This is a genomic window from Peteryoungia ipomoeae, assembly GCF_004912165.1.
Classification (GTDB): Bacteria; Pseudomonadota; Alphaproteobacteria; order Rhizobiales; family Rhizobiaceae; genus Allorhizobium; species Allorhizobium ipomoeae.
On record NZ_STGV01000001.1, the window covers coordinates 410,391 to 435,718 of the forward strand.

General features: G+C 59.8%; 28 protein-coding genes. 9 read left to right on the forward strand and 19 right to left on the reverse strand.

Translation table 11 applies throughout. The annotated features are described in order from the left end of the window. Positions 1-19: 19 nt before the first annotated feature. Positions 20-331 carry a hypothetical protein gene (locus FAA97_RS21165; RefSeq protein ID WP_206109934.1) on the reverse strand — a complete coding sequence of 104 codons (312 nt, stop codon included), beginning with the start codon at positions 329-331 and terminating at the stop codon, positions 20-22. A 143-nt stretch (positions 332-474) separates the two neighbouring features. Between FAA97_RS21165 and FAA97_RS01910 the strand changes: the two genes are divergently transcribed. Next, positions 475-1,995 (forward strand): helicase HerA domain-containing protein, encoded by a 1,521-nt coding sequence (locus FAA97_RS01910; RefSeq protein WP_168800892.1) that lies wholly within the window; start codon positions 475-477, stop codon positions 1,993-1,995. Positions 1,996-2,007: 12 nt separating this feature from the next. Here FAA97_RS01910 and FAA97_RS01915 read toward each other — a convergent pair whose 3' ends face one another. The 4 genes from FAA97_RS01915 to FAA97_RS01930 form a co-directional block, all read right to left on the reverse strand. Beyond that, the gene (locus FAA97_RS01915; protein WP_136596835.1) at positions 2,008-2,607 is read right to left on the reverse strand and encodes a class I SAM-dependent methyltransferase; all 600 of its coding nucleotides are present in this window, start codon (positions 2,605-2,607) and stop codon (positions 2,008-2,010) included. A gap of 39 nt (positions 2,608-2,646) precedes the next feature. Beyond that, positions 2,647-3,885 (reverse strand): peptidase T, encoded by a 1,239-nt coding sequence (gene pepT, locus FAA97_RS01920; RefSeq protein WP_136596836.1) that lies wholly within the window; start codon positions 3,883-3,885, stop codon positions 2,647-2,649. A 17-nt stretch (positions 3,886-3,902) separates the two neighbouring features. Continuing rightward, positions 3,903-4,730, reverse strand: coding sequence for a D-alanyl-D-alanine carboxypeptidase family protein (locus tag FAA97_RS01925; RefSeq protein ID WP_136596837.1), 828 nt, complete (start codon positions 4,728-4,730; stop codon positions 3,903-3,905). Positions 4,731-4,890: 160 nt separating this feature from the next. Then, positions 4,891-5,889: a TerC family protein gene (locus tag FAA97_RS01930; RefSeq protein WP_136596838.1), complete on the reverse strand. Its 999-nt coding sequence runs from the start codon at positions 5,887-5,889 to the stop codon at positions 4,891-4,893. Between the two features lie 336 nt (positions 5,890-6,225). Between FAA97_RS01930 and rpsD the strand changes: the two genes are divergently transcribed. The 5 genes from rpsD to FAA97_RS01955 all read left to right on the forward strand — a co-directional run bounded on the left by rpsD (position 6,226) and on the right by FAA97_RS01955 (position 10,789). Next, positions 6,226-6,843: a 30S ribosomal protein S4 gene (rpsD, locus tag FAA97_RS01935; RefSeq protein ID WP_136596839.1), complete on the forward strand. Its 618-nt coding sequence runs from the start codon at positions 6,226-6,228 to the stop codon at positions 6,841-6,843. A 114-nt stretch (positions 6,844-6,957) separates the two neighbouring features. Beyond that, positions 6,958-7,884, forward strand: coding sequence for a glutaminase (locus tag FAA97_RS01940; protein ID WP_136596840.1), 927 nt, complete (start codon positions 6,958-6,960; stop codon positions 7,882-7,884). A 58-nt stretch (positions 7,885-7,942) separates the two neighbouring features. Continuing rightward, the gene (gene ttcA / locus FAA97_RS01945; RefSeq protein WP_136596841.1) at positions 7,943-8,824 is read left to right on the forward strand and encodes a tRNA 2-thiocytidine(32) synthetase TtcA; all 882 of its coding nucleotides are present in this window, start codon (positions 7,943-7,945) and stop codon (positions 8,822-8,824) included. 178 nt (positions 8,825-9,002) lie between these two features. Beyond that, entirely contained in the window at positions 9,003-10,211 is a 1,209-nt protein-coding gene (locus FAA97_RS01950) for a lipase (RefSeq protein ID WP_136596842.1), read from the forward strand. Continuing rightward, positions 10,208-10,789: a protein-S-isoprenylcysteine O-methyltransferase gene (locus FAA97_RS01955; RefSeq protein ID WP_136596843.1), complete on the forward strand. Its 582-nt coding sequence runs from the start codon at positions 10,208-10,210 to the stop codon at positions 10,787-10,789. Before FAA97_RS01950 ends, FAA97_RS01955 begins: the two co-directional genes overlap by 4 nt. Before the next feature lie 2 nt (positions 10,790-10,791). Here FAA97_RS01955 and FAA97_RS01960 read toward each other — a convergent pair whose 3' ends face one another. Further along, positions 10,792-11,409, reverse strand: coding sequence for a hypothetical protein (locus FAA97_RS01960; protein ID WP_136596844.1), 618 nt, complete (start codon positions 11,407-11,409; stop codon positions 10,792-10,794). Positions 11,410-11,565: 156 nt separating this feature from the next. Between FAA97_RS01960 and FAA97_RS01965 the strand changes: the two genes are divergently transcribed. Further along, positions 11,566-12,390 carry an inositol monophosphatase family protein gene (locus FAA97_RS01965; RefSeq protein WP_136596845.1) on the forward strand — a complete coding sequence of 275 codons (825 nt, stop codon included), beginning with the start codon at positions 11,566-11,568 and terminating at the stop codon, positions 12,388-12,390. A gap of 59 nt (positions 12,391-12,449) precedes the next feature. Here FAA97_RS01965 and FAA97_RS01970 read toward each other — a convergent pair whose 3' ends face one another. The 6 genes from FAA97_RS01970 to FAA97_RS01995 all read right to left on the reverse strand — a co-directional run bounded on the left by FAA97_RS01970 (position 12,450) and on the right by FAA97_RS01995 (position 18,637). Then, positions 12,450-13,655: a multidrug effflux MFS transporter gene (locus FAA97_RS01970; RefSeq protein WP_136597682.1), complete on the reverse strand. Its 1,206-nt coding sequence runs from the start codon at positions 13,653-13,655 to the stop codon at positions 12,450-12,452. A 126-nt stretch (positions 13,656-13,781) separates the two neighbouring features. Then, positions 13,782-14,114, reverse strand: a complete 333-nt coding sequence (gene grxD / locus FAA97_RS01975; RefSeq protein WP_136596846.1) for a Grx4 family monothiol glutaredoxin — start codon at positions 14,112-14,114, stop codon at positions 13,782-13,784. Positions 14,115-14,221: 107 nt separating this feature from the next. Next, on the reverse strand, positions 14,222-14,467 hold the full coding sequence (locus tag FAA97_RS01980; protein WP_136596847.1) for a hypothetical protein: 246 nt from the start codon (positions 14,465-14,467) through the stop codon (positions 14,222-14,224). 23 nt (positions 14,468-14,490) lie between these two features. Further along, positions 14,491-14,724 (reverse strand): BolA/IbaG family iron-sulfur metabolism protein, encoded by a 234-nt coding sequence (locus FAA97_RS01985; RefSeq protein ID WP_062278593.1) that lies wholly within the window; start codon positions 14,722-14,724, stop codon positions 14,491-14,493. Between the two features lie 113 nt (positions 14,725-14,837). After that, positions 14,838-17,060 (reverse strand): phosphoribosylformylglycinamidine synthase subunit PurL, encoded by a 2,223-nt coding sequence (gene purL, locus FAA97_RS01990; RefSeq protein WP_136596848.1) that lies wholly within the window; start codon positions 17,058-17,060, stop codon positions 14,838-14,840. 158 nt (positions 17,061-17,218) lie between these two features. Beyond that, on the reverse strand, positions 17,219-18,637 hold the full coding sequence (locus FAA97_RS01995; protein WP_136596849.1) for an aminotransferase-like domain-containing protein: 1,419 nt from the start codon (positions 18,635-18,637) through the stop codon (positions 17,219-17,221). An 81-nt stretch (positions 18,638-18,718) separates the two neighbouring features. On the opposite strand from FAA97_RS01995, the gene FAA97_RS02000 reads away from it, so the two are divergent. Further along, entirely contained in the window at positions 18,719-18,973 is a 255-nt protein-coding gene (locus tag FAA97_RS02000) for a DUF1127 domain-containing protein (protein WP_136596850.1), read from the forward strand. Positions 18,974-18,990: 17 nt separating this feature from the next. Here FAA97_RS02000 and FAA97_RS02005 read toward each other — a convergent pair whose 3' ends face one another. From FAA97_RS02005 to purC, 5 genes are read right to left on the reverse strand one after another with little or no spacing between them, the layout of a single operon-like run. After that, positions 18,991-19,383 (reverse strand): hypothetical protein, encoded by a 393-nt coding sequence (locus FAA97_RS02005; RefSeq protein ID WP_136596851.1) that lies wholly within the window; start codon positions 19,381-19,383, stop codon positions 18,991-18,993. A 58-nt stretch (positions 19,384-19,441) separates the two neighbouring features. Then, positions 19,442-20,113: a phosphoribosylformylglycinamidine synthase subunit PurQ gene (purQ, locus tag FAA97_RS02010; protein ID WP_136596852.1), complete on the reverse strand. Its 672-nt coding sequence runs from the start codon at positions 20,111-20,113 to the stop codon at positions 19,442-19,444. After that, complete coding sequence (locus FAA97_RS02015; RefSeq protein ID WP_102020215.1) at positions 20,110-20,367, reverse strand: hypothetical protein; 258 nt, start codon at positions 20,365-20,367, stop codon at positions 20,110-20,112. Before FAA97_RS02015 ends, purQ begins: the two co-directional genes overlap by 4 nt. A 19-nt stretch (positions 20,368-20,386) precedes the next feature. Next, positions 20,387-20,629, reverse strand: coding sequence for a phosphoribosylformylglycinamidine synthase subunit PurS (purS, locus tag FAA97_RS02020; RefSeq protein ID WP_136596853.1), 243 nt, complete (start codon positions 20,627-20,629; stop codon positions 20,387-20,389). A gap of 18 nt (positions 20,630-20,647) precedes the next feature. Then, positions 20,648-21,412 (reverse strand): phosphoribosylaminoimidazolesuccinocarboxamide synthase, encoded by a 765-nt coding sequence (gene purC / locus FAA97_RS02025; protein WP_136596854.1) that lies wholly within the window; start codon positions 21,410-21,412, stop codon positions 20,648-20,650. A 244-nt stretch (positions 21,413-21,656) separates the two neighbouring features. Between purC and FAA97_RS02030 the strand changes: the two genes are divergently transcribed. Then, on the forward strand, positions 21,657-21,971 hold the full coding sequence (locus FAA97_RS02030) for a DUF1476 domain-containing protein (RefSeq protein WP_136596855.1): 315 nt from the start codon (positions 21,657-21,659) through the stop codon (positions 21,969-21,971). Between the two features lie 19 nt (positions 21,972-21,990). On the opposite strand, the gene FAA97_RS02035 is transcribed toward FAA97_RS02030, so the two are convergent. Beyond that, positions 21,991-24,315, reverse strand: coding sequence for a sensor domain-containing protein (locus FAA97_RS02035; protein ID WP_246041315.1), 2,325 nt, complete (start codon positions 24,313-24,315; stop codon positions 21,991-21,993). A gap of 327 nt (positions 24,316-24,642) precedes the next feature. After that, on the reverse strand, positions 24,643-25,191 hold the full coding sequence (locus FAA97_RS02040) for an RBBP9/YdeN family alpha/beta hydrolase (protein ID WP_136596857.1): 549 nt from the start codon (positions 25,189-25,191) through the stop codon (positions 24,643-24,645). Positions 25,192-25,328: the final 137 nt, after the last annotated feature.

Genomic DNA, 25,328 nt, shown 5'->3' on the forward strand with positions numbered 1-25,328 from the left:
CATGCACAAAACTCAATCTTTAATTGAAACGTCGCTGAGCGATGAGATCGATCAACTTCTGCTTCGTTTCGGTGGGTGGTCCACCTTGCTGGCTCTCGTCGCCGGGCTTCGTCGCCGCAGAAGGCTGATGAACGATTTGCAGGGTGTGCCGAACCGTATCCGAGAGGATATCGGCCTTCCCCTGCAGAAAGATCAGCAGTTTGACATCCTGATCGCCGCAGTCTCCGCGAATCGCGTACTGCGATGATACAGCGCGGATCCCCATGCTTGCGATGTGTGGTGATCCGCGTTCTATGCCGTCCGCGCCTTGTCTCGGCTTGAGGTCCGTCAAGGTACCTGCAGAATTTCTCTGTTGATGCGCCGTCTTTTGCTGGGTCCCAAGGTGAATTTTTTGCTAAGGCTCTGCGGATCATCGGGTCGAAGTGCCGATGCGGTCAGTGTGTCAGCATCAATCAGTATCCAAGGGTGGCGTCAGTGAAAGTCGGGATCGATATGGGAACGGTGCAGGGCGGTCAGCCTGCAAAGCTCGATATCGAGGAGCTCCTGGCGACCCGTCTCTTGGTCCAGGGCAACTCAGGCTCGGGAAAATCGCATCTCCTGCGGCGCCTTCTGGAGCAGTCGGCGCCCTGGGTGCAGCAGGTCATCATCGATCCCGAGGGTGACTTTGTGACGCTCCAGGACCGCTACGGTCATGTCGTGGTCGATGGTGAGCGCACCGAAGCCGAGCTTGCCGGCATTGCCGATCGTATCCGCCGGTACCGTGTCTCCTGCGTTTTGACGTTGGAAGGTCTCGATATCGAGCAGCAGATGCGGGCCGCCGCCGCCTTCTTGAACGGCCTGTTCGATGCGGACCGAGAATTCTGGTTTCCCGTGCTCGTCGTTGTGGATGAAGCGCAGATGTTTGCGCCCTCAGTCGGCGGTGATGTATCGGAAGATGCGCGCAAGATGTCGCTGGGTGCCATGACCAATCTGATGTGCCGTGGCCGTAAACGCGGTCTCGCCGGCGTTATCGCCACGCAGCGCCTGGCTAAGCTTGCGAAGAATGTCGCAGCCGAAGCCTCCAACTTCCTGATGGGTCGTACGTTTCTCGATATCGACATGGCGCGCGCGGCCGATCTGCTCGGCATGGATCGGCGCCAGGCGGAGATGTTCCGCGATCTGGCGCGCGGCAATTTCGTGGCGCTTGGGCCGGCCATGTCGCGCCGTCCGCTGCCGATTGTGATCGGTCCGGTCGAAACGTCCGCGCGCTCGTCATCGCCCGTGCTGATGCCGCTGCCGGATGCCCCGCAGGACGTTGAGGACCTGATCTTTACGCCGGATCCGGAGGAGTTCACGCGGCCGATCGTTCGTCGTGCACCGCCGGCGCCGCGACCGACGACTGACATCCTGGCCGAATTGTCACGCTCGACACCCAGCATAGGCGCCGGCCCGGCCCCGGATTCCGGTTCGCGAGCGCCGGAAATGTCTTCCGAGGAGCGCGAGGAACGCCTCGCCGCCGTGCTGGCCGAAATTCTCGGCGATCCGCAGGCCGCCTATCGCACCGACAGCGTTCTCTATCAGGAGTTTCTGGTGCGCGCCCGCATGCGCCGCGTCACCGGCCCACCGATGCCAATGGGGGAATTCCGCCGTCGTGTAGCGATTGCGCGCGCAGGCGTGGATGAAGAGACGGCGGCCAGCGAAGGATGGGCACGTGCGCTCGAGCTTTCGGTGCGCGTCTCGGATGATCTGCAAGGCGTGTTCCTGCTTCTGGCCAAGGCCGCTCTGCGGGGTGAGGAGTGCCCGTCCGATCAGCGCATTGCGCGCGCCTATGGAACGCATTCGGCGCGCCGCGCCCGCAGGCTGCTCGGCTATTTCGAGGAGCAGGGTCTCGTCGTGGTGCATACGGACTTTGCCGGCAAGCGCATTGTCGCGTTTCCGGATCTGGAAGCGGAAACGCGACCGGGCGATCCGAACCAGATCGACGAGGATCAGCCTTCCCAGACCGCTGCCGAATAGGACCTGCCGCCTTTAGGTTTCTGTCTCACCCGGACGTCTGGCCGTGACGGAGAGCCATTCGGTTGACTGCCTGTCGTAGCCGAAGCCCTGCCAACTATCGATGATTACCTGGGACCATGGTCCGCTGTCGTTCCAGAGCGTGCCGAGTTCCTGTCTGGTCGGATAGTTGTAGCGTCTTCCAAGGCCGTCCACGCCTTCGGCATCTCCCGCCTTGAAGCTTGCCCAGATATGGCCGCCGGGCTTCAGGGCCTTGTAAATGCGGCTGATGATGTCAGGCAGTTCGTGGCGCGGGGCGTGCAGCAAGGAGGCATTTGCGTAGACGGCGTCATAAATGCCCTCGGCATCGAGCTCTGTGAACAGCAGGATGCGCACTGGCTGGTCGATCAGGCGCTCTGCGCAACGAGCGAGTTCCGGTGAGCCATCCGTCGCCTCGACGCGAAACCCGGCCCGCTTCATTTCGGCGGCGTCCCTGCCGCTGCCCGTGCCGAGTTCGAGGATGTGGCTGCCGGGTGCCAGCAGCCGAAGGAATGCCGCAAGGCGCGGGCTTGGCTGGCTCTGTGCCGCATAGGTCTCTGCGTTGCGCGCATAGAAGTCTAGCGTCTCGTCCGTCATCGTCGACCTTGCCTTCGTCCGCCTCGAAGATTTCCTGCCTCAGCTCGCCGCCCGCTCTTCCCAGACCTTCACCAGCTCAACGATGGTTGCCACAGATTTTTCCATGTCCTGAACGCTCACCCATTCGAGCGGCGAGTGATAGGCATGGCCGCCGGTGTAGATATTGGGGCAGGGCAGGCCCATGAAGGACAGGCGTGATCCGTCCGTGCCGCCGCGGATCGAATGCTGCACCGGTTCGACGCCGATACGGCGAACGGCTTCGGCAAGGTTGTCCATGATTTCGGGATGCCGGTCGAGCACCTGTTTCATGTTGCGATACTGATGGGTCACGGCGAAGCGATAGCTCGAACCGGGATAACCAGCCATCACGTCCTTGACGATCGCCTCGATCAGGGCCTCCTTTTCGGCAAGGCCTTCATCAACGAAATCGCGCGTGATCAGGGTGATCTTTGCCGATTCCATGCCGCCCGTCATGGCCACGGGATGGATGAAGCCCTGTTTGCCCTCGGTCGTTTCGGGGGCCATGTCCTTTGGCAGGCGGGCGATGATGTTTGCCGCGATCTTCAGCGCATTTTCCATCTTGCCCTTGGCATAGCCGGGATGCATGGCGACGCCTGTGATCTCGATCGACACGCCGTTGGCCGAGAAGGTCTCGTTCTCGATCTCGCCGACCGTGCTGCCATCGAGCGTGTAGGCGAAGCGGGCGCCGAGCTTTTCCAGGTCCACCTTGTCCGCACCCCGGCCGATTTCTTCATCGGTGGTGAAGAGGATCTTGATCGTGCCGTGGCGGATCTCCGGATTGGCCACGAGGAAGGCTGCCGCTGTCATGATTTCGGCAATACCGGCCTTGTCGTCGGCACCCAACAGCGTCGTGCCATCGGTGGTGACGATGTCGTTGCCGATCTGGTTGTTCAGCTGCGGATGGCTGGAAACGCGGATGACCTGGCTCACATCGCCCGGCAGGGTGATGTCGCCACCCGGATAATTTCGAATGATCTGCGGTTTGACATCAGTGCCGGTGAAATCCGGTGCCGTGTCCATGTGGGAGCAGAAGCAGATGACCGGCACGTCACGGTCGGTGTTTGAGGGAATGGTGGCGTAGACATTGCCGTGCTCGTCGAGATGCGCGTCTTGGAGCCCCAGTTCCAGAAGTTCGGCCACGAGGATACGGCCGAGATCCTTCTGCTTTTCGGTCGAGGGCTGGCTCTTCGAGGCTGGATCCGATTGCGTGTCGATGACCACGTAGCGCAGGAAACGGTCGAGAACGGACGCCGTCATGAAACCTCCTGAAAGGATTATTGCCCGGGTTTCGGGCCAAGATATTGGTTGAAAAGTGCAATCATGAGGTTGGTGCGGGCCTCCGCGCTGCTGGCGCCCATGACCACGCCCACCAGGCGGCGATTGCCGTCGGTGGCCGATGTCACGATATTGTAGCCTGCAGCTTGAGTATAGCCGGTCTTGATGCCATCTGCGCCGGGATACTGGACCAGAAAGCCGTTATGGCCGCGAAACTTCATGCCGCGGAAGGTCATGCCGCGATTCGCGAACAGCTTGTATTCCTCAGGGAAATCGCGAACGAGGGCCAGTCCGAGCCGGGCCATGTCGGTCGCGGTCGTGACCTGACGTGGATCGGGCAGGCCGGACGGATTGGTGAAGACGGTGTTGATCATGCCCAGTTCGCGGGCCTTTGCGGTCATCACCTGGCCGAAAGCTTCCTCGGACCCTGACAGGGTTTCGGCGATCGCGGTCGCGGCGTCATTGGTCGACAGCACCACCATGCCCATGACCGCCTCGCGCACGGTGATCTTGTTTCCGGCGCCAACCGCGAACTTGTAGGGTTCCTTGTCATTGGCATTCTTCGAAATCGTCAGCTTCTGGTCCCAGGAGAAGCGACCCGTCCGCAGAGCCTCGAAGGTCAGGTAGAGTGTCATCATCTTGGTCAGCGATGCCGGATACATGATCATGTCGCTGTTTTCAGCCGCGAGCACGCCGCCCGTCTGAGCGTCGACGAGCATAAATGCCTGATGCTGCGGCTTGGCGGAAACCGTGTTCACGGAGACGGCGCCAATGGTCAGGGCAAGAATGAGGAGATGCGGCAAACGGCGAAGCGCGGAGAAAATCATCAGAAACGATACACACTGTTGTGGCGGACGCCACGGGAATACCCGCTTTGTCCGGCCATGTCAGTATTGGACGCCCTGAATTGATTGGTTTTCCATCACTCCGGCGTGATTCCTCTGCGGATCCGGGAGCAGATTTGCGCTGCCCCCGGATCCGGTCTGGTCAGCCGGTCCGCTCGCGTTCGGCAATCGCGGCGGGATCATTGCGGGTGGCCCAGAGCGAGCCGAGGATGCCGGCGGCAAGAATGCCCAGGGTTACCGTGAGGGAGACCACCGGCGGGACCTTCGCAAGGCCCAGCATGTCTGCCAGGAAGATCTTCGAGCCGATGAAGATCAGCACCACGGCCAGCGCATATTTCAGGTAGGCGAAGCGGTGGATCAGGGCAGACAGCGCAAAATAGAGGGCGCGCAATCCCAGGATCGCAAAGATGTTCGAGGTGTAGACGATGTAGGGGTCCGTGGTGATGGCAAAGATGGCGGGAATCGAGTCGACGGCAAATATGACGTCGGCAAGTTCCACCATGACAAGTGCCAGGAACAGCGGCGTAACATAGCGCTTCATCCGTCCCGACTTCGGATCCGGTTCGCGCACGATGAACTTTTCGCCACGCAGGCCGTCGGTGACCGGAAGGCGTTTGCGCAGGAATGTGAGGACGGGGTTCGAGGCCACGTCGTATTCCTGATCCGCTGTCATCAGCATCTTGATGCCGGTGATGATCAGGAAGGCCGCAAAGAGATAAAGCACCCAACTATAGTTTTCGACAATCGCTGCACCCGCACCGATCATGATGCCACGCAGAACGATGACACCGAGGATGCCCCAGAGCAGCACGCGATGCTGATAGGCGCGCGGAACCGAGAAGTAACTGAATATCATCGCGATGACGAAAATATTGTCCATCGCGAGGCTCTTTTCGACCACGAAGCCTGTCAGATATTCGAGGCCAGCCTGCTGTCCGCTCTGGAACCAGATCCAGCCGCCGAATGCGAGGCCAAGGGTAATGTAGAAAGCGGAAAGCGCGAAACTTTCCTTGATGCCGATTTCACGGCTGTCTTTGTGGAGAACGCCCAGGTCGAGGGCAAGAAGAAAGAGAACGACGGCCACGAAAGTGAGCCACATCCAGGCAGGCTTGCCCAGTACGTCAATCCAAAGAAAATCCATTGCGGACATCCTTTGCCGGATTATGTTGAGGATCGCAGCTCCGACATCACGGGAATCCGGCACTCGCGTCAGAGGGGCCCGGCGCTGCGTAGGGCTCAAATGGGATCATGGCCGATTAGTTCAAGCCATCGTGTTGACATTTTTCGATCTGGCCACTAATGACGCCGCAACGCCGGGCCGAAAAGCCCGGTGTTTGTTTTGACATGTCCCGTGGTTTTCTCCGTTCGCTGACGTGAGAAGCCTGTCAGAGCCTCGGAAACGGAGGCTAAGAGGAGGGCGTGTTTCCTTAAGGCGGTTTGGTAACAAATCGCTGTAACCCTTTGAGAAGGAAATACGATGAGCAAGCGCGCATCATCCAAGTACAAAATCGACCGCCGTATGGGCGAAAACATCTGGGGCCGTCCGAAGTCCCCGGTGAACCGCCGCGAATACGGTCCTGGCCAGCACGGCCAGCGCCGCAAGGGCAAGCTCTCGGACTTCGGCGTGCAGCTGCGCGCCAAGCAGAAGCTTAAGGGCTACTACGGCGACATCCGCGAGAAGCAGTTCCGTGCGATCTATGACGAAGCCAACCGCCGCAAGGGCGACACCGGCGAAAACCTGATCGGCCTGCTTGAGTCGCGTCTGGACGCCATCGTCTACCGCGCCAAGTTCGTACCGACGGTCTTTGCTGCCCGTCAGTTCGTCAACCATGGCCACGTGACGGTCAACGGTGTTCGCGTCAACATCGGTTCCTACCGCTGCAAGGCTGGCGACGTTATCGAAGTTCGCCAGAAGTCGAAGCAGCTCGTCACCGTTCTGGAATCGGTTTCGCTCGCAGAACGCGACGTTCCTGATTACATCGAAGTTGACCACAACAAGATGGTTGCCACCTTCGCTCGCGTTCCGACCCTGGCTGACGTGCCTTACGCCGTCATCATGGAACCGCAGCTGGTCGTCGAATTCTACTCGCGTTGATTTTTTGCGAGACGGATTTGTGGAAAGCCGCCCTTCGGGGCGGCTTTTTCTGTTTGCAGTGCAGCGTAGAGCCGTGATGATGCGGAGCCAACGGACTGGTTGAGGGGAGTGGATATGGACCTGCAGAAGATCGCCGACGAGATCGTCGTCTCTCTCCAGCCCCGGCTTGGGGAGGGCAAGGTCGCCGATTACATCCCTGAACTGGCGCGCATCGATCCCAGGCAGTTTGGTATCGCGATCACCACGGTCGATGGCGAGACCTTCAAGGCCGGCGATGCCGACACATCCTTTTCCATACAGAGCATATCCAAGGTATTCATGCTGACGCTGGCGCTTGGCAAGGCCGGGGAACAGGTGTGGAAGCGGGTCGGGCGGGAGCCATCAGGCTCTTCCTTCAATTCGATTGTGCAGCTCGAGCACGAACACGGCATTCCGCGCAATCCCTTCATCAATGCCGGGGCCATCGTCATCAGCGACATGGTGCTGGCCGGCCATGCGCCGCGCGAGGCAATCGGCGAATATCTGCGTTTCATGCGCTATCTGGCGGATGACGAAACGCTTGCCATCGATGAGAAGGTTGCGCAGTCGGAGCAACGGACCGGCTATCGCAACTTCGCGCTTGCCAATTTCATGCGCGGTTTCGGCAATCTCGACCATCCCGTTGAGCACACGCTCGGCGTCTATTTCCACCAGTGCGCGCTGGCGCTCTCCTGCGTTCAGCTCTCGCATGCCGGCTTGTTTCTCGCCAATCGCGGTACCAATCCGCTGACCGGCTTTTCGGTCGTCTCGCCCAAGCGCGCGCGGCGCATCAATGCAATGATGCTGATGTGCGGCCATTATGACGGATCGGGCGATTTTGCTTACAATGTCGGCCTGCCAGGAAAATCCGGCGTCGGCGGGGGCATTCTCGCCATCGCGCCGGGAAAGGCGTCGATTGGCGTATGGTCTCCGGGTCTGAACAAGGTGGGCAATTCGGCGCTCGGGTCGGCAGCACTTGAAATGCTCGCAAGTCGGACAGGCTGGTCCGTCTTCGGGACTTGATCTCGGGGCGGCAAGCGGGCAATGCATGTTTCAACTTGCCGAAATGGCCGGAGCCGCAATGAACAGTATGCCTGCAATTTCCATCGATGAGGCCCTCGACGCCGGGGATGAGCTCGACCTTTCGGGCATGCACCCGGTCTTTGCGCGTGCGCCGCAATCGGTGTCGTTCAACAAGCTGCGCAAACGCCTGATCCGCCACGTTCGGCAGGCAATTGCCGACTTTGACATGCTGAATGGCCAGAAACGATGGCTGGTCGGTTTGTCCGGCGGAAAAGATAGCTACGGCCTGCTCGCGATTTTGTTGGATCTGCAATGGCGCGGCCTTTTGCCGGTCGAACTGGTCGCCTGCAATCTCGATCAGGGTCAGCCGAATTTTCCCAAGCATGTGCTTCCCGATTATCTGGCTTCGATTGGGGTCAAGCATCGGATCGAGTATCGCGATACCTATTCGATCGTGAAAGAGAAGGTGCCTGTCGGTGGCACCTATTGCTCGCTCTGTTCGCGCCTGCGCCGCGGCAATCTCTATCGAATCGCCCGCGAAGAAGGCTGCGATGCGCTCGTGCTTGGACATCATCGCGAGGATATTCTCGAAACCTTCTTCATGAATTTCTTCCACGGCGGCCGGCTCTCTGGCATGCCCGCCAAGCTTTTGAATGATGAGAAGGACATGCTTGTGCTGCGTCCTCTCGCCTATGCGGCGGAAGAGGATATGGCGCGCTTTGCCCAGGCAATGGAGTTCCCGATCATCCCTTGTGATCTGTGCGGATCGCAGGATGGTCTGCAACGCAATGCCATGAAGGAGATGCTGGCCGGTATCGAGGCCAAGATGCCGGGTCGGAAGGATGCCATGTTGCGAGCCCTTGGTCATGTCGATGCATCGCATCTTCTGGATCCGAAACTCTATGATTTCGCGGCGCTTTCAGCCGAGAGGCGCGGTTAGGTGAGGGGTCGGTGGTTCCGCTTTCTTTCGAGACGCTCTGGACTAGACATGGAAGTTTCTCTTGGTATTCCGGTGCATAATCGGCAGTGCTGGGCTGCAGGGGGTGATTTTTCCAGATTGCGTCCGATACTGCGGGGTAATCCGCCCGAGGCATCTGTAAGGGGTTTGGGGAAAGTGAATGTCTGACGCCAGTCGGCCAGTTGTGGCCCGTCGTGCCGTGTTTCTCGTCGGTGGCTATGAGCGCAATGATGCGGCCGGCTTCTTTCGCCGGATTGGCCGCGAGATGGCACGCTTTCAAACATGCTGGTCTGTGCGCGCGGAAATGGGGGAGGCGAGCCACGCCCCGGACCAGACGTCGGCCACGGCGACGGTGCGTTACGCGGGGCCGGATGGCGATTGCGTCAGCGACATCACATTCCTAAGCTATGACGACATCGTTCGCCGCGACGGGGCAAGGCCGGTGGTTGTGCGGCTTTGGGTCTATCTGCTGGCATTCTTCGACTACGTCTTCAGTGGAACGATGGCGCGGTTCTTTGCTACCAACTGGCGCTTTGCCCTGTATTTTCTCTATCCCTTCACAGCCCTCTGCGGCTTCCTTTTTGTCGGATACACCGTATTCCGCATCGTCAACGCTCTAGGGGTTCCGGGCGGACCTGTTCTTCCGCTGGTCCTCTGCTTGCTGGCGATTGTGTTGGTTGGCCGCTACCTAGGGCGGCGATACTTTGTCTTCCATCTGATGGATCTCTGGTCCTTCAGCCGCGAGCATCTGCATTGCCGCAGGCCCGAGATGGATCAACGGCTTGATGCGTGGGCGACGATGATCGACGAGCGGCTGTCCGGTGGCCCATTCGATGAGGTCCTTCTCGTCGGCCATTCCACGGGAGGCGCTCTGATCCTTGATCTGGCGGATCTTTTGTCGGCGCGCCTCGATGGCCGTGGGGCGAACGTCGATTTTACTCTCCTGACAGTGGGCTCGACGTCGATGAAGGTAGGGCTCCATCCGGCAGCGCAGCGCGCAAGGGGGCGGCTAAAGGCGTTGAGCGAGCGTCCAGCGATTCGCTGGTTCGAATTCCAGGCACTGACGGACATCATCAATTTCTACAAATGCGATCCGTTCACATCGGTCGGTCTCGTCCACAACAGGCCAGATTCCTTTCCGAAGCAGTATCAGGTGCGGTTTCGCCAGATGCTGGAGCCGGCGGCCTATAAGCGGATTCGCCGGAATTTTTTCCGGGTCCATTATCAGTTCATCTCGGCCAACAGCCGCCGCTACTTCTATGATTTCTTCATGATCTGCTTCGGCACGCGGCGCCTTGAAGCTGCAACCTCCGGCTCTTTGCCGATTGCCGCCATGCCGGATGATTCATCGACAAAAGGTTCTCCATGATCAGACTCTCCTTCATCCTCTGGGCAATCATGCTTCTGGCCTGGTGCGCCATGCGTTACCCCGCCATGCGGCGGGCGCGCCGGCAGAAGACGGCTGTCGACAAGCGCACGACGCTCGACATCACACTTCTGACGCTCTGTGGTGTCGGTCTGGCACTGATGCCTGTTCTCTGGCGATTGGGAGCCTTGGGGACGTTTGCGGATCGTGGCCAGTCGATTCCCGCCCTGGTGCTCGGACTGGTCGCCGCCTGTGGCTTCCTGTGGCTCTTCCGCCGCAGCCACAAGGATCTCGGCCGCAACTGGTCCGTGACGCTTGAGGTAAGGGAAGGGCACCAGCTCGTGACACAGGGCGTCTACGCCTTCATGCGCCACCCTATGTATGCCTCGTTTTTCCTGTGGGGGATCGCTCAGGCTCTGCTCATTCCGAACTGGATCGCCGGCCTGGCTGGGCTCACGGCTGTGGCAGCCCTTTACGCTGTCCGTCAGGAGAAAGAGGAGGCGATGATGCGGGAAACCTTTGGCGCCCAGTATGACGCCTATTGCCAGCGCACACGGCGCCTCATTCCCGGGGTCTTCTAAGCTCAGCGCCGTTTGAGGGCGGATTTGATCTCCTTGATCGCACGCTTGTGCAGATCCGGATTTTTCTCGACGTTGAAGTGTCCGATGCCCTTGATGGCCGTCTCGCCTTCGCGAAGATTGATGTTGGCGAGATCGCCCTTGAAGTCCGAGGCAGGCTTGACCGGCGACCACATTTTTTCGTCGCCGGTGAAAAAGTTGATGGTCTTTTTCACATTGCCGGGGACTGGCCCTTGGCCGGTCGGATCGAAGCTGATGATGAGCGCGACTGGCACCTTCATGGGCTGGAGTGCGCGGGCAATGGCGAAGCTCGCATCCGCGCCAAGCGAATGCCCGACCAGAATAACCGGACGCGCATCCTTCGAGGCGCGGTAGCGTTCGGCGATGCGGCGCGCAAAAAATTCCGGCTTCGGCTGTGCCTGCACCTGCGCCTCGATGCCCTGCGCGTTCAATTCCTTGCCAAGGGCGTCGAGACCGGTCGAAAAGATATTGGCGAAGCCGCGGAAGAGATAGATCTGTCCCTTCGGCCCCTTCAAGGGTTTCCGGGTCGCGGCTTCGACCGGCATCATCGAAGAGGCAAGGAGAAGGCCGGCCGCAGAGACCAGGGTACGCCGTGAGATCATGGGGAAGGCTCCGAAGGTAGGGTGGCTCCGATCTTGCATATTTCGCATGCCGAAACAACGATTCTGCACAGTCCTTTCCCCTATACTTGCAAGGGTAAAGACCGCTACAAGCCGGAGCAGGTTTTAGCTGGCAAAACGACCAGACGGGAGATCTTCATGACCACAATGATTGACATCGCAGCACTTGCCGCCCTGCTGCAAGAGGCAGCCTACGAAGAAATCAGACCCCGGTTCCGCAATCTGGGCGAGGGCGATGTCCGGATGAAGACGGAAGCCATCGATCTCGTCACCGAAGCGGATGAGGCGGCCGAGCGCCACATTCGTCGTGGTATCGAGGCACTGATGCCGGATGCGCTATTCATCGGCGAAGAGGCTTTCGCCGCCGATCCGCCGCTTCTGGCCAAGCTTGCAGATGCCGATCTTGCGGTGGTTGTCGATCCGATCGACGGCACTTTCAACTTCGCGGCAGGCCTGACCTTGTTCGGCGTCATGCTGGCTGTCGTTTCAAAGGGCGAGACGGTTGCCGGCATCATCTACGATCCGATCGGCAATGACTGGGCCATCTGCGAAAAGGGCAGCGGTGCCTGGCTTTGCCGTCCTGATGGCAGTCAGGAGCAAATGTTCATGCGTCCAAGTGGGCCGCTCGAACAGATGATCGGCATCGCCAATACCGGCTTTTTCGACATCGACCAGCGCCGGACGATTCTCTCCAATCTTGCTCAGGTACGCCTCTTTACCAGCTATCGCTGTGCTGCACACGAATACCGGTTGCTTGGCCAGGGCCACATGGATTTTGCCATGTATAACAAGCTTATGCCTTGGGACCATTTGGCGGGGGCTTTGATGATGGAAGAAGCTGGCGGGCATGTCGCGCGCTTCGATGGTAGTCCCTACAGGCCAAGCCATGTCGACGGCGGCCTTCTGATTGCTGCCGATGAGGAAGCCTGGCAGGAACTCAGGGAAAAGATCTTCACGGTCTGACAAAAAAATAGCCCCGCGACATCGCTGTCGCGGGGCTTTTCATTGGCGGTGTGGGGCGCTCAGACCGGCTTGTTCTGCGGCCGGAACAGCCGTCCCTTCTCACCGATGAGAACGAAGACAAGGCCGATGACCGAGACGATGAAATAGCCGGCGACCATCGGGAGAGCCGTGCCGTTATAGGCCTGCCCGATGCCAGCTCCGATCAGCGAACCGCCGACCGTTCCCATGAAGCCGAGAACGGAAGAAGCCGTACCGGCAACGTGGCCGAGCGGCTCCATGGCGAGCGAGTTGAAGTTCGAACCAATCCAGCCGAACTGGAACATCGCCAGCGAGAAGAAGGCGAGGAACAGGAAGAATGGCATAGGCTGGGGGCCGAGGAGTTGTACCACAAGCCAGAGGAAGTTGATCGCGATAAAGCCGAGGAGGGAGGCATGCGACAGCGTGCGCATGCCGAACCGACCGACCAGTTTGGCATTCACGAAGGACGAGAGCGCCATGAAGATGGCAACGGCGGCAAAGGCGACCGGGAACCACACGCCAAGGCCGTAGATGCCGACATAGATCTGCTGTGCCGAATTGATGAAGCCGAACAGCGCACCAAAAATGAAGGTGCTGGCGATCGTGTAACAGAGCGCCACGCGATTGGTCAGAACGATGCGGAAGCCGTCGAAGATGACCCTTGGGGTGAAGGGGCGAACATCTTCCGTGGCCAGTGTTTCCGGCAGACGGACATACATCCAGACGCCGACAATCACGGCAATGACGGCCATGAAGACGAAAATCCAGTGCCAATCGCCGAAGAGCATGATCACCTGACCCGTACCGGGCGCGACCACCGGAATAACCATGAACACCATCATGATCAGAGACATGACTTCGGCCATCTTACGTCCACCGAAGACGTCGCGGACAATCGAAACGGTGATGACGCGGGTTGCAGCCGAGCCGATGCCCTGAATGAAGCGCAGCAGCAGGAGCGATTCGAATGATGGTACGAACAGCACTGCAAGCGATGACAGCACGTAGATGACAAGGCCCGCAATCATCGGCAGCCGACGACCGAAGCGGTCGGAAATCGGTCCGTAGAAAAGCTGCGCGACACCGAAGCCGATCAGATAGGCCGAGACGACATACTGACGGTGGTTCTCGTTTTCGACGTTGAGAGCTGCCCCGATTTCCTGGAGGCCCGGCAGCATGATGTCGATGGCGAGCGCGTTGAGCGCCATGAGAAACGCCATCATGGCAATGAATTCGGCGCGGCCCATAGCGCCCAGCGTCTTGGGGGACGCCTGTAACATATCTGACATAAATTTGTACCTGAGAACGGCACAAGGCGCTGCTTCTCGCAACGCCTTGTTACACGGAGTGGACGTCTTGTATCTCTGAGCGGATCAGGCGGCGCCGCGAACGGCGATGCCCTGGTCTTCGAATTGCTTCTGCAGTTCACCTGCCTGGAACATTTCACGCACGATGTCGCAACCGCCGACGAATTCGCCCTTGATGTAGAGCTGCGGAATGGTCGGCCAGTTCGAATACTGCTTGATGCCTTCGCGAATTTCCATGTCGGCCAGAACGTTCACGCCCTTGTAGTCGACGCCGAGGTAGTCGAGAATCTGGACCACCTGACCGGAGAAACCACACTGCGGAAACTGCGGCGTTCCCTTCATGAACAGAACCACATCATTGGTCTTGACTTCGTTGTCGATGAATTCGTGCGCGCTCATGCGTTGTTCCTTTCACATGCGGTTCAAGGCCGCAGCTTTGATATGTTGTGACAGATAGCAATTTGCTGCGGCGATTGCCAGTCCCCACGCGCGTCTGTAGATGCTGGTTAGCGGCGCTTTTGCACGCTGCGTTTGGCGGCAGTACGCCGCCTGCTCACCTGCTTCTTGGCAGGCTTTGCCGCTCTTGTTGTCCGCTTTGCCGGCTTGCGCGTGGTTTTCGCCCGCGTGGCCGTCGATGCCGAGGCTTTGCGCTTTTTCCGCCGCGTCGGTCCGTTGAGCCCGCTCTTCTTCAGGATCTCCTTGAGAACGCCCTGAACGACGTTCTCGACCACTTCCTTGATGAGGTCTGCCACGCTTGCGATCCTCGGGTCAGTTGCTATTCGGGGATGCTGGTCTGCAGCGCCAGCGCATGCAGCACGCCACCCATATTGCCCTTCAGGGCGTCATAGACCATCTGGTGCTGCTGGACGCGGCTCTTGCCACGGAAGGCTTCGGCGACAACCTCGGCGGCGTAGTGGTCCCCGTCGCCCGCGAGGTCGCGGATGACGACCTTGGCGCCGGGAATGCCGGCCTTGATCATGTCTTCGATGTCGCCTGGTTTCATCGGCATGTAATGGATCCCTCATGCAAATCAGCAATGAGGCTGACTATCATCCATTCGCCGGGGCGTTTCAATGGGGCAGCGACAGGCTGCCCCATGCTCCACAGGGACGCGGACTTTGATCAGGCGAGTTCGCCATCCATGAGGGCCGGGAACCAGCCTTCATGCTTTGCCTTCAGTTCTTCGACCGGAACCGGACGTGCATCGCCAAGCACAACGTTCGATCCACCGGTGCGGCCGATCCATGGGCAGAAGACGCCGGCGGCTTCGGCGCGAACCTGGACCTGGTCGACATTGGCTTCGGTCACGGTCAGCACGTAGCGGCCCTGGTCCTCGCCATAGAAGATGGCAACCGGGTTTGCATCGTTGAGCGCGTTGACATGCGCGCCGATGCCCGAAGCCATGGCCATTTCTGCGACCGCAAGCGCAAGGCCGCCCGAGGAGCAGTCATGCACGGCGGTCGCCAGACCGTCCTCGATGAGGCCGCGCACGAAATCGCCGACCTTCTTTTCATGGGCGAGATCGACATGCGGTGCAGGGCCATCGGTGCGGCCATGAATATCCCGCAGATAGACGGACTGGCCCAGATGCGTGCCCCAGCCGGACGGCGCACCGGCGAGCAGGATCGCTTCGCCCTGTGCGGCAAAGCGGACGCGGGCCATTTTCGACCAGTCCTTCATCAGGCCAACGCCGGCAATCGTCGGGGTCGGCAGGATACCCTGGCCGTTGGTCTCGTTGTAGAGCGAGACATTGCCCGAGACGATCGGGAAGTCGAGCGCAAGGCAGGCCTCGCCGATGCCCTTGATGGCAAAGACCAGCTGGCCCATGATTTCCGGACGTTCCGGATTGCCGAAGTTGAGGTTGTCGGTGGCCGCCAGCGGCAGCGCGCCGGTCGCGGTGATGTTGCGCCAGCATTCGGCAACCGCCTGCTTGCCGCCTTCAAACGGATCGGCCTCAACGTAACGCGGGGTAACGTCCGATGAGAATGCGAGCGCCTTGCTCGGATGGTTGTCGACGCGGATCACGCCGGCATCACCGCCCGGAAGCTGCAGCGAATTGCCCTGGATCAGCGTGTCATACTGTTCGTAGACCCAGCGGCGCGACGAATTGTTGGCCGAGCCGACCAGCTTCAGCAGGCTGTCGCTGATGTCGGCCGTGGGAATGTCGCCCTCGGCGAGCGGGGCCGGAGCCTTGGGTTCGATCCACGGGCGATCATATTCCGGTGCCTCGTCGCCGAGTTCCTTGATCGGCAGGTTAGCCACTTCCTCGCCCTGATGCAGAACGCGGAAGCGCAGGTCGTCGGTCGTGTAGCCGACGATCGCGAAGTCGAGGCCCCACTTGACGAAGATTGCCTTGGCAACTTCTTCCTTGGAGGGCTCAAGCACCATGAGCATGCGCTCCTGGCTTTCCGACAGCATCATTTCGTAGGCCGTCATGCGCTCTTCGCGCACCGGCACCTTGTCGAGCTGCAGCTCGATGCCGAGATCGCCCTTGGCGCCCATTTCGACGGCCGAGCAGGTGAGGCCGGCGGCACCCATGTCCTGGATGGCGATGACCGCGCCGGTCTTCATCAGCTCAAGGCAGGCTTCCAGCAGGCACTTTTCGGTGAAGGGGTCGCCGACCTGCACGGTCGGGCGCTTCTCTTCGATCGACTCGTCGAATTCGGCCGATGCCATGGTCGCGCCGCCAACGCCGTCGCGCCCGGTCTTGGCACCGAGATAGACCACCGGCAGGCCGACGCCCTTGGCTTCCGACAGGAAGATGCCGTCGGCCTTGGCAAGGCCGGCTGCAAAGGCGTTGACGAGAATGTTGCCGTTATAGCGGGCGTCGAACTCGACTTCGCCGCCAACGGTCGGAACGCCGAAGGAATTGCCGTATCCGCCGACACCGGCAACGACGCCGGCGACGAGATGCTTGGTCTTCGGATGGTCGGGCGCGCCGAAGCGCAGGGCGTTCATGGCTGCGACCGGACGGGCGCCCATGGTGAAGACGTCGCGCAGGATGCCGCCGACGCCGGTTGCTGCGCCCTGGTAGGGCTCAATGTAGGACGGGTGGTTGTGGCTCTCCATCTTGAAGACCACGACGTCGCCGTCATCGATGTCGACAACGCCGGCATTTTCGCCCGGACCCTGGATAACGCGCGGACCCTTGGTCGGCAGCGTCTTCAGCCACTTCTTCGAGGACTTGTAGGAACAATGCTCGTTCCACATCGCCGAGAAGATGCCGAGTTCGGTAAAGGTCGGCTCGCGTCCGATCAGGTTCAGGATGCGATCGTATTCATCCGGCTTCAGGCCGTGGCTTGCGATCAGTTCCGGGGTGATGGGACGGGAGTTGGAAACGGTCATCTGGCTCTCAGGGCAATGGGAGATCGGTGGGAGATCGGTTTCGAGGCAGGCTATATCCCAAGCCTGCGCTCGGCGCACTTGAAAAATGCGGGCCCGCGCGCCTTTCCCTTAGGCTTTTACGGCTCGTCGGTCGCTGGCTGTCTTGCCGCGACCATTTGTCAGACGATGGCGCTGGTGCCGACCGGCGATTGGTCGAGGACGCGACGCACCGTCTTCAATCCCTCGATCGCAATGGCGCGATCCCGGCCTTCGCTGAAACCGATGCGCACATGGTGAAACACCTTGGCCGACCGGGCCGGCTTGAACTCGTCTTCATCGTCGATCAGCACGTCGGCATCCAGAACGGCCTGCTTGAATGTGCCTGAAAGCCATGGCTCTGCGAGCTTTAACCAGAGGAAGGGCAGGCGGGGACGGGAGCGAAACGCGTGGCCGGCGAAAAGCTGTCTGACCTGTTTTTCTCGCGCGCCAATCTCTGAGATGACAGCGTCCCGGATGTCATTGGCTGCGCCCGAAAGCACAAGGCGTGCAGAGAGTTCCGCCAGAAGAAAGGGCAGGCCGCCTGTCACCATCTTCTGCGTCACGCGCACGCGCTGGCTCATGTGCGGCGGACAGGCCACCCAGCCACCCCGAACGCCGGCGGCGACCGATTTCGACAGGCCGTTGAGCAGAAAAGTGCGATCGGGCGCTAACTCCGCCAGGAGTGGGATGCCGTCGGCGATCATCCCGCCATAGAGATAATCCTCGATCAGCCAGACATTGTATCTGCGGGCGATATCGATGATGTCCTTGCGCCGTTGCAACGGCAGGCAGGAGAGGGTCGGATTCTGGCCCGAGGACATGATGAAGGCGGCCTTGGGATGCTCGCGCGCACAGACGCGCTCGAAGTCTGCGGGCAAAATGCCATCGTCATCCGAATCGACCAGCGTGATCTGACGACCCATGAGCGTGGCGCTGCGGGCGATCTGCGAATAGGTGAGATGTTCGCAGACGATGCGGTCTCCCGCGCCGCTGACAGCCGCCACCACCGCGTTGACACCGGCATGGACCCCGAGTTGCGGCAGGATCTGCTCCGCATCGGGCATCCAATTGCCGGCAGATAGCCAGCGTCGGCCGGCTTCCAGCCAGTCGGGCGAAAGGGTCCGTGTGTAGCTTGAGATTTCACCCGGATGCGCCTTCGCAATCTCGGCCATGATCTGGCCCACGGTTTCCGCCTGGCCGACATCGATCGCAGCGGTGGTGTCGAAGCGCAGCTTGCCCGGCGGTGGCGCGATTGTCCTCGTGCCGCCATAGGTGATCGAGATCGGATCGCGCGATGGATGGTCCGTGTCGCTCCCCGTCGCCTGCACATAAGTGCCACGGCCGACTTCGCCTGTGACCAACCCGCGCTCGCGCAGCAAGGCGTAGGCACGTGAAATTGTTCCGATTGTCACCCCGATATCGTAGGCCAGATCCCGTTGCGGCGGCAGTTTGACGCCATGCGCCAGCTGGCCTGCCTTGATGGCCATCTCGGCCTCATCGGCGATGCGAACATAAAGGGGACCTGAACCAGTCTGGAGTGAAGGAAGCCAATTTGTCATGGTGTCAATTCCATAGATTGTCACCTTCATTCCGTCAATCCATAAGCAAAAAACAAGGAATTGAAGACGTGGAGATTTGATATGGCGGTGACAATTGATGCAATCGATCCAGTTGAAATTGGCGGGGCGGGGGCGGATCCCCAGTCTGGCGCGGCAACCTGGTCATTGTTTCGCCTGTTCAGGCTCTGGCGCCGGCGGCGGGTTACCCGCATCCATCTGGCAGCCCTTAGCCCATATCAGCTGAAGGACATCGGCCTTACGAAGGAGGAGGCGCAAAGGGAAATCCGTCGATCGAGGCTTCTGCCGATCGATCGCGCCATACAGCCGCCCTTCTGATCCATCGGCTTGGTCGATCAGCAGTCCTTGCTGCCGTTTGCCCAGCGGACGACATCTTGACGGATGCGGCCTGAGAGGCTTTCGTTCATCAACGGGCCGAAAGCGTCAAGGCGGGCGGGCCGGCCTTCCGCCTGAATGACCAGCAGCGGACGGATGTCGCTTGAGCCCTTGCGCACGAGCAGGATGCGTGGTCGGCCAGAGAAAGATGTGAGTTCTGGAGCAAGCGCATAGGCCTTGAAGGCGGCGTCGCCGGATTTGAACCAGCAGCGGTTGGCGCCGACAGCGACCTTTTCCATGATGTCCAGCGCCGATTGGCCCTGTGCGACAGGCTTCGGACTTTCCGACTTGCAGCCAGCAAGCAGGGCGGCGACGGTGAGGGAGGCAATCATGAAGAGGGGGAGGCGGCGCATGGTCTGATCCTTGCTGATGCCGCATCCCTAACAGCGAAAGGGTTAACCCAAGCTTAACTTAGGCGGCGATGACGTCGAGAGCCGAGGCAAAGATGCCGCGGCCGTCATTGCCGCCATGGGCCGCCTCGATCAGGTTTTCCGGGTGCGGCATCATGCCGAGCACATTGCCCTTGGCGTTGATGACGCCGGCAATGTCGTTGATCGAGCCGTTCGGATTGGTGCCGTCGGCATAACGGAACACGACCTGGCCATTGCCTTCAATCGCAGCCAGCGTCTCGGCATCGGCAAAGTAGTTGCCGTCATGATGCGCGACGGGGCAGCGGATAATCTGGCCCTTGGCATAGGCGCGGGTAAAGTCCGTGTCCGCATTCGCCACCTGGAGCTTGATCTCCTTGCAGACGAACTTGAGCGATGTATTGCGCATCAGCGCACCGGGCAGCATGCCGGCTTCCACAAGGATCTGGAAGCCGTTGCAGACGCCGATGACCTTGACGCCCTTCTCGGCCTTTTCCTTGATTGCCTGCATGACAGGCATGCGGGCGGCAATTGCGCCGCAACGCAGATAGTCGCCATAGGAGAAGCCGCCGGGAATGACGATCAGATCGACATCCGGTACCTCGGTTTCTGTCTGCCAGATGGTGACGGGGGTGTGGCCGGAGATCTTGGTCAGAGCCGCGATCATGTCACGGTCACGATTGAGGCCTGGGAGCTGGACGACGGCTGATTTCATGGCTGGGGCTCAAACCTTAGCTGGGCTTCCTGGAACTCCCGCAGCTCCAGGCGATTGTCGATACGGTCTAACCGGCTTTCGAAGTGTCCGACCGTTGCGCGCAGGTTGTTCACGTCTCCCTGCAGCGCATGCAGTTGCGCGCGCATTGTCTGATTGTCTGCGCGCAACTCACTGATGGCAAAGTCTACCTTGTCAAATCTCTGGTTCAGCTTCTTCAGGAGTTCGAACATCAATTCGCTGGTTACTTCAGCCATCGCGTGTCTCCTTCAACCCTCAGGCGATGGAGATAGTATAATTCTCGATAACCGTGTTGGCGAGGAGCTTTTCACACATGGCCTTCAGGTCGGCTTCGGCCTTGGCCTTGTCTGCGCCCTCGATTTCGAGGTCGAAGACCTTGCCCTGGCGGACCTGGCCGATGCCATCGAATCCGAGTGCGCCGAGCGCGCCTTCAATGGCCTTGCCCTGGGGGTCGAGGACGCCGTTCTTCAGGGTAACGGTCACGCGTGCCTTGATCACTTGTCTTATCTCCAAACCTTACTTGACCAGAACCGGACCGGTTCCGCGAACCGGCTCGTTTTCATTCATGATGCCGAGACGGCGGGCAACTTCCTGATAGGCTTCCAGCAGTCCGCCCATGTCGTGGCGAAAGCGATCCTTGTCCAGTTTCTCGCGGGTCTCGATGTCCCAGAGCCGGCAGCTGTCGGGCGAGATCTCATCGGCGATGATGATGCGCATCATGTCGCCTTCGAACAGCCTGCCGCATTCGATCTTGAAATCGACGAGCTGGATGCCGATGCCGAGGAAGAGGCCGGACAGGAAGTCGTTGACGCGAATGGCAAGTGCCATGATGTCGTCGAGCTCGGCGGGATTGGCCCAGCCGAAGGCGGTGATGTGCTCTTCGGAGACCATCGGATCGCCAAGTGCATCCGACTTGTAGTAAAATTCGATGATCGAGCGGGGCAAAACGACGCCTTCCTCGATGCCGAGCCGTGTCGACAAAGAGCCGGCGGCAACGTTGCGCACGACGATCTCGAGCGGGATGATCTCGACTTCCTTGATCAGCTGCTCGCGCATGTTCATCCGGCGGATGAAATGCGTCGGGATGCCGATCTTGTTCAGGTGCGTGAAGACATATTCCGAAATGCGGTTGTTCAGAACGCCTTTTCCGTCGATGACATCGTGCTTCTTCTTGTTGAATGCCGTTGCATCATCCTTGAAGAACTGGATCAGCGTGCCCGGCTCCGGACCCTCATAGAGGATCTTTGCCTTGCCCTCGTAAACGCGGCGGCGACGGTTCATGGGTGAATTTCTCTATTGTTGGCATCCCGGCGCCTGGAGCGCGGATGCTGTGGATCAATCTTTGAAGCGGTCCCATAAAGGAAAAGAGCGGTTTTCACAATGCAGCAGTTCACCCCTTCCTGCCAAAACGTCGCGCCGTCAGGGTCTGACCTAGAATCGCGGAAGTTTGCATTGCACTTTGTACTCCCTTTTGATTAATGGGGAAACGAAACCGCACAATGACGGCATGAAACGGGAGATCGATATGAGCGGCATGAGTGATCGCGAAAAGGCCTTTGAAAACAAGTTTGCCCACGATCAGGAGCTTCGCTTCAAGGCCGAAGCGCGTCGCAACAAGCTGATCGGGCTCTGGGCTGCCGGTCTGCTCGGCAAGGCGGACCCTGACGCCTATGCCCGGGAAGTGGTCGAAGCTGATTTTGAAGAGGCCGGGGACGAAGACGTGCTGCGCAAGCTGCGCGCCGACCTTTCCGCCGGCGGTGTTTCGATCACCGATGAGGAACTGCGCGAAAAGATGGTCGAATTTCTCGGCCAGGCCATCGAGCAGGTCCAAAACAGCTAAGCGAATTGTAGTCGCGCCATTATTGATGTCTGCGCTGCGGTCCACGGGCCGCGGCGTTTTTTTTGTCCAATGCCAGCAGTTCGGTTGTCGTTTGGACGTCGAATGGCCTGGATAGTCCAAACCCCTGCAGGACGTCACATCCGAGCCGTTTGAGAATGCGGGCATGCTCTTCGGTTTCGACACCTTCCGCCGTGACCCTGATCTTCAGCGACCTGGCGATCTGGATGATCGACATGACCAGCACGCGTTGTTCCTGGCTGGTTGGCAGGTTCTGGATCAATTGCCGATCGATTTTCAACGTGCTGGGTTTCAGGTTGAGCAAGCCGACAATCGAGGCATGTCCCGTCCCGAAATCATCGATCTCGATGTCGATTTCCAGACGACGCAATGCCTCCAGATTGCGCATGACCGTCTCATCCTGACGGTCGAGAAAAACGCTTTCCAGAATTTCGAAGGATACGGATCCGGGGCGGATCGACATCAAAGACAGGGCTTCGGCCATATCCGGGTCGCTCAGGCGTTTCGATGACACATTGACCGAGACCTTCGGCAGGTCAAAGCCTTGTTGACGCCAGCTTTCGAGATCCCTGACGGCCTTCGCCAACATGATTTTGTCGACCTGCGCCAGAACCCCGCAATCGTCGGCTGTGGCGAGAAAGCGATCCGGGCCGATCATGCCCAGACGAGGATGATCCCATCGCACAAGACATTCGGCACCGACCACGCGGCGCGTTCGCGCGTCGTATTGCAGCTGGTAGAACGGCACGAGCTCATCGTTCTCCAGTGCCCGCATCAGTTCGTTCTCCAGCCGCTGGGCATGAGCAAGGGCGGTCCGGCTTTTCGGGGTGTAGAATTCGTGGCGGTTGCGACCATTGTTCTTGGCGTTGTAGAGCGCGATGTCCGCATTCTGCAGCAACTGCGGCAGGTCGAGATCGGTTCCCGCCGAGCATGCGATGCCGATGCTCGCGCCGAAGCGGCATTCGTGGCCTTCGTGCCAGACGGGTTTGCGGATGGCGGAGATGATGTCTTCGGCGAGGCGCGCCAGGACGCTTTGGTCGCCCGTGCAATTGACCGCAAGGACAAATTCGTCGCCGCCGATGCGTGCAGCCAGTTCACCCGGCTTCAGGCAACCCGTGAGGATCGATGCGACATGTCTGAGCATCGCATCGCCTGCACCGTGGCCCAGCGTGTCATTGATCTGCTTGAAGCGATCCAGATCGATGTGCAGGATGCCCAGGCCGTGCGTCCGCGCATGCTTTCCCTGACGCCAGGCTTCGAGGTTCGCTTCCAGGCAACGGCGGTTCGGCAGTCCGGTCAGGTAATCATGCATGGCGGAATATTCCGCCTCAAGCCGCATGCGCTCCAGCTCGATATTGCGCATTTCGGCCAGTGCCTTTTGCCGACCGAGTTCTTGATGCAGGTTGTGGTCTTCCGTCACGTCCCAGTTGACGCCGATCATTTTCAGCCGGCCATCCTGATCCAGGTAGGGCAGACTGTTTGAGCGGATGTACCGGCAAGTGCCGTCATTGGCGATGATGCGGTAGGCGTCGGTGAAGGGGCGGAGGTCTGCGACCTTCTTCTCTACATAGGCAAGGGTGCGTTCGCGATCATCCGGATGCAGCTTGTTTTCCCAGAATTCGCCAACCTTCACCGAGTCGTCGTGCGGCAGCTCGAAAATCCGCCGCATGCCGTCATCCCACTCACTGATGCCGGACTCGAAATCGGTTTCGAAAATGCCGATGCGAGAGAGATCGAGAGCAAGGCTTAGGCGGCGCGAAAGACCGACCAGCCATTCCTCCTGAACCTTGCGCGAGGTGACATCGGTGTCGGTGCCAACGATTCGAATCGGCTTGCCATCGCTGCCGCGCTCGATGCAGGCACCGCGGCATTCGATCCAGACATAGTAGCCGCTGCGATGCCATTCCCGATATTGGAAGGTCATGTATTCGGGATCGCCGGCATTTTGCCGTTCGATGCAATGCAGCACATGCTCCCGGTCCTGCGGATGCACGAATTCGAGCCATTCCTGCATGTTTGGCGGGATGGGATCGTCGGGGCTCAAGCCGCGGATGGAGCGCCAGATATTGCTGTAGTAGAGCTCGCCATTGGAACGCTGGTCCCAGACCCCGGACGCCGAGCTGACAAGGGCATGGTTCCAGCGGCTTTCCCGCTCCGCCAGGTCCAGGAGCTTGCCGTTCAGAGCCGAAATGTCTGTCAAAGTAAGAAGGGCGAGGTTTGCCTCCGCGCTTGCCCGCGAAAGGCTTGCGATAAAGGCGAGGCCGCGCCCGTCCGCAGTCGCGACCTGGAGTTCAGCGGGTTCTTCCGTGAGGAATAGGCGTCTCAATGCCAGTTGCAGGCGCGCCTGATCTCCGGGTCGCAAACAGGCAGACCAGTTCTCGCCAGATGACGCATCACCCATGCTGCCCAAGAGCGCTTGAAGGGGCGCGTTTACGCTTTCCATGGTCCCGTGGATGTCAACCCAAGCCGCGGGGAAAGGAAGGTCCGAAATGCTTATAACGCGGCTCTCTTGCGGAGCCGCGTGTCTCACGGGATCGGGGCGCACGCAATGCTCCAGACGTCGGATGACAACTCCAGGTATCTATCAGCCGTAGCTTAAAAACGGATTAACCGGTTGTGTCAATCTTTCATCTGCGCGCATAGCCAGTGACAATCAAAGGCGGCCGATGAACTGTGCGAAGACCATGGTGCCCTCCGGCCAGGGGCCGTGTCCCGACTCGGCATTGAGATGGCCGGACTCGCCGGCATCGATGAGAAAGGATCCCCAGGCATTGGCGATGTCTTCGGCATGGCCGTAGTCGCCGAAGGGGTCGTTCCGGCTGGCAATCATGATCGAAGGGAAGGGCAGCGGATCGCGTGGATAGGGACCAAAGGTCATCAGATGTTTGGGTCTGATGGCGGGGTTGGCCACATCGGGAGGTGCCACGAGAAAGGCGCCGGCGACACGTTGTTTCATCTCGGGAATGGCATGGATGGCGGCCGGAATGCCCAGTGAGTGGGCGACAAGCACTACGGGGCGCGTCGAAGCGTTGACCTCTTCGGCGACCCGCGCGACCCAGTCGTCGCGCACCGGTTTAGACCACTCGGCCTGCTCTACCCGGCGCGCGGTCGAAAGTTTCTTTTCCCAGCGGCTCTGCCAGTGGTCAGCGCCGGAATTGGTGTAGCCAGGGATGATGAGGATGTCTGCTTCAGATACTTTCATGGGCCTTATCTGCGTCTCCCGATCCCTGCCGTCAAGGTTTCGGCCAGGGCTGGATTGTGCTGAAATTCCGTTTTTTCGATTTTTTCAGAACTGCAGGAAGACATAATCATCACGTGATGGTGTTCGGGATGATTGCG

Excerpts from the sequence above, each read along its gene's own strand:
- FAA97_RS01925 (WP_136596837.1), bottom strand. The coding sequence starts at position 4,730 with ATGATTTTCTCCGCGCTTCGCCGTTTGCCGCATCTCCTCATTCTTGCC.
- FAA97_RS01995 (WP_136596849.1), bottom strand. The coding sequence starts at position 18,637 with ATGACAAATTGGCTTCCTTCACTCCAGACTGGTTCAGGTCCCCTTTAT.
- FAA97_RS01985 (WP_062278593.1), bottom strand. The coding sequence starts at position 14,724 with ATGCCGATGAAACCAGGCGACATCGAAGACATGATCAAGGCCGGCATT.
- purC (WP_136596854.1), bottom strand. The coding sequence starts at position 21,412 with ATGAACCGTCGCCGCCGCGTTTACGAGGGCAAGGCAAAGATCCTCTAT.
- ttcA (WP_136596841.1), top strand. The coding sequence starts at position 7,943 with ATGAACAGTATGCCTGCAATTTCCATCGATGAGGCCCTCGACGCCGGG.
- purL (WP_136596848.1), bottom strand. The coding sequence starts at position 17,060 with ATGACCGTTTCCAACTCCCGTCCCATCACCCCGGAACTGATCGCAAGC.
- FAA97_RS02030 (WP_136596855.1), top strand. The coding sequence starts at position 21,657 with ATGAGCGGCATGAGTGATCGCGAAAAGGCCTTTGAAAACAAGTTTGCC.
- FAA97_RS01950 (WP_136596842.1), top strand. The coding sequence starts at position 9,003 with ATGTCTGACGCCAGTCGGCCAGTTGTGGCCCGTCGTGCCGTGTTTCTC.
- FAA97_RS01915 (WP_136596835.1), bottom strand. The coding sequence starts at position 2,607 with ATGACGGACGAGACGCTAGACTTCTATGCGCGCAACGCAGAGACCTAT.
- FAA97_RS02005 (WP_136596851.1), bottom strand. The coding sequence starts at position 19,383 with ATGCGCCGCCTCCCCCTCTTCATGATTGCCTCCCTCACCGTCGCCGCC.
- FAA97_RS02015 (WP_102020215.1), bottom strand. The coding sequence starts at position 20,367 with ATGGCTGAAGTAACCAGCGAATTGATGTTCGAACTCCTGAAGAAGCTG.
- purQ (WP_136596852.1), bottom strand. The coding sequence starts at position 20,113 with ATGAAATCAGCCGTCGTCCAGCTCCCAGGCCTCAATCGTGACCGTGAC.
- FAA97_RS02040 (WP_136596857.1), bottom strand. The coding sequence starts at position 25,191 with ATGAAAGTATCTGAAGCAGACATCCTCATCATCCCTGGCTACACCAAT.
- FAA97_RS01965 (WP_136596845.1), top strand. The coding sequence starts at position 11,566 with ATGACCACAATGATTGACATCGCAGCACTTGCCGCCCTGCTGCAAGAG.
- FAA97_RS01940 (WP_136596840.1), top strand. The coding sequence starts at position 6,958 with ATGGACCTGCAGAAGATCGCCGACGAGATCGTCGTCTCTCTCCAGCCC.
- FAA97_RS01960 (WP_136596844.1), bottom strand. The coding sequence starts at position 11,409 with ATGATCTCACGGCGTACCCTGGTCTCTGCGGCCGGCCTTCTCCTTGCC.
- FAA97_RS01955 (WP_136596843.1), top strand. The coding sequence starts at position 10,208 with ATGATCAGACTCTCCTTCATCCTCTGGGCAATCATGCTTCTGGCCTGG.
- FAA97_RS02000 (WP_136596850.1), top strand. The coding sequence starts at position 18,719 with ATGGCGGTGACAATTGATGCAATCGATCCAGTTGAAATTGGCGGGGCG.
- FAA97_RS01930 (WP_136596838.1), bottom strand. The coding sequence starts at position 5,889 with ATGGATTTTCTTTGGATTGACGTACTGGGCAAGCCTGCCTGGATGTGG.
- grxD (WP_136596846.1), bottom strand. The coding sequence starts at position 14,114 with ATGAGCGCGCACGAATTCATCGACAACGAAGTCAAGACCAATGATGTG.
- FAA97_RS01970 (WP_136597682.1), bottom strand. The coding sequence starts at position 13,655 with ATGGGCCGCGCCGAATTCATTGCCATGATGGCGTTTCTCATGGCGCTC.
- pepT (WP_136596836.1), bottom strand. The coding sequence starts at position 3,885 with ATGACGGCGTCCGTTCTCGACCGTTTCCTGCGCTACGTGGTCATCGAC.
- rpsD (WP_136596839.1), top strand. The coding sequence starts at position 6,226 with ATGAGCAAGCGCGCATCATCCAAGTACAAAATCGACCGCCGTATGGGC.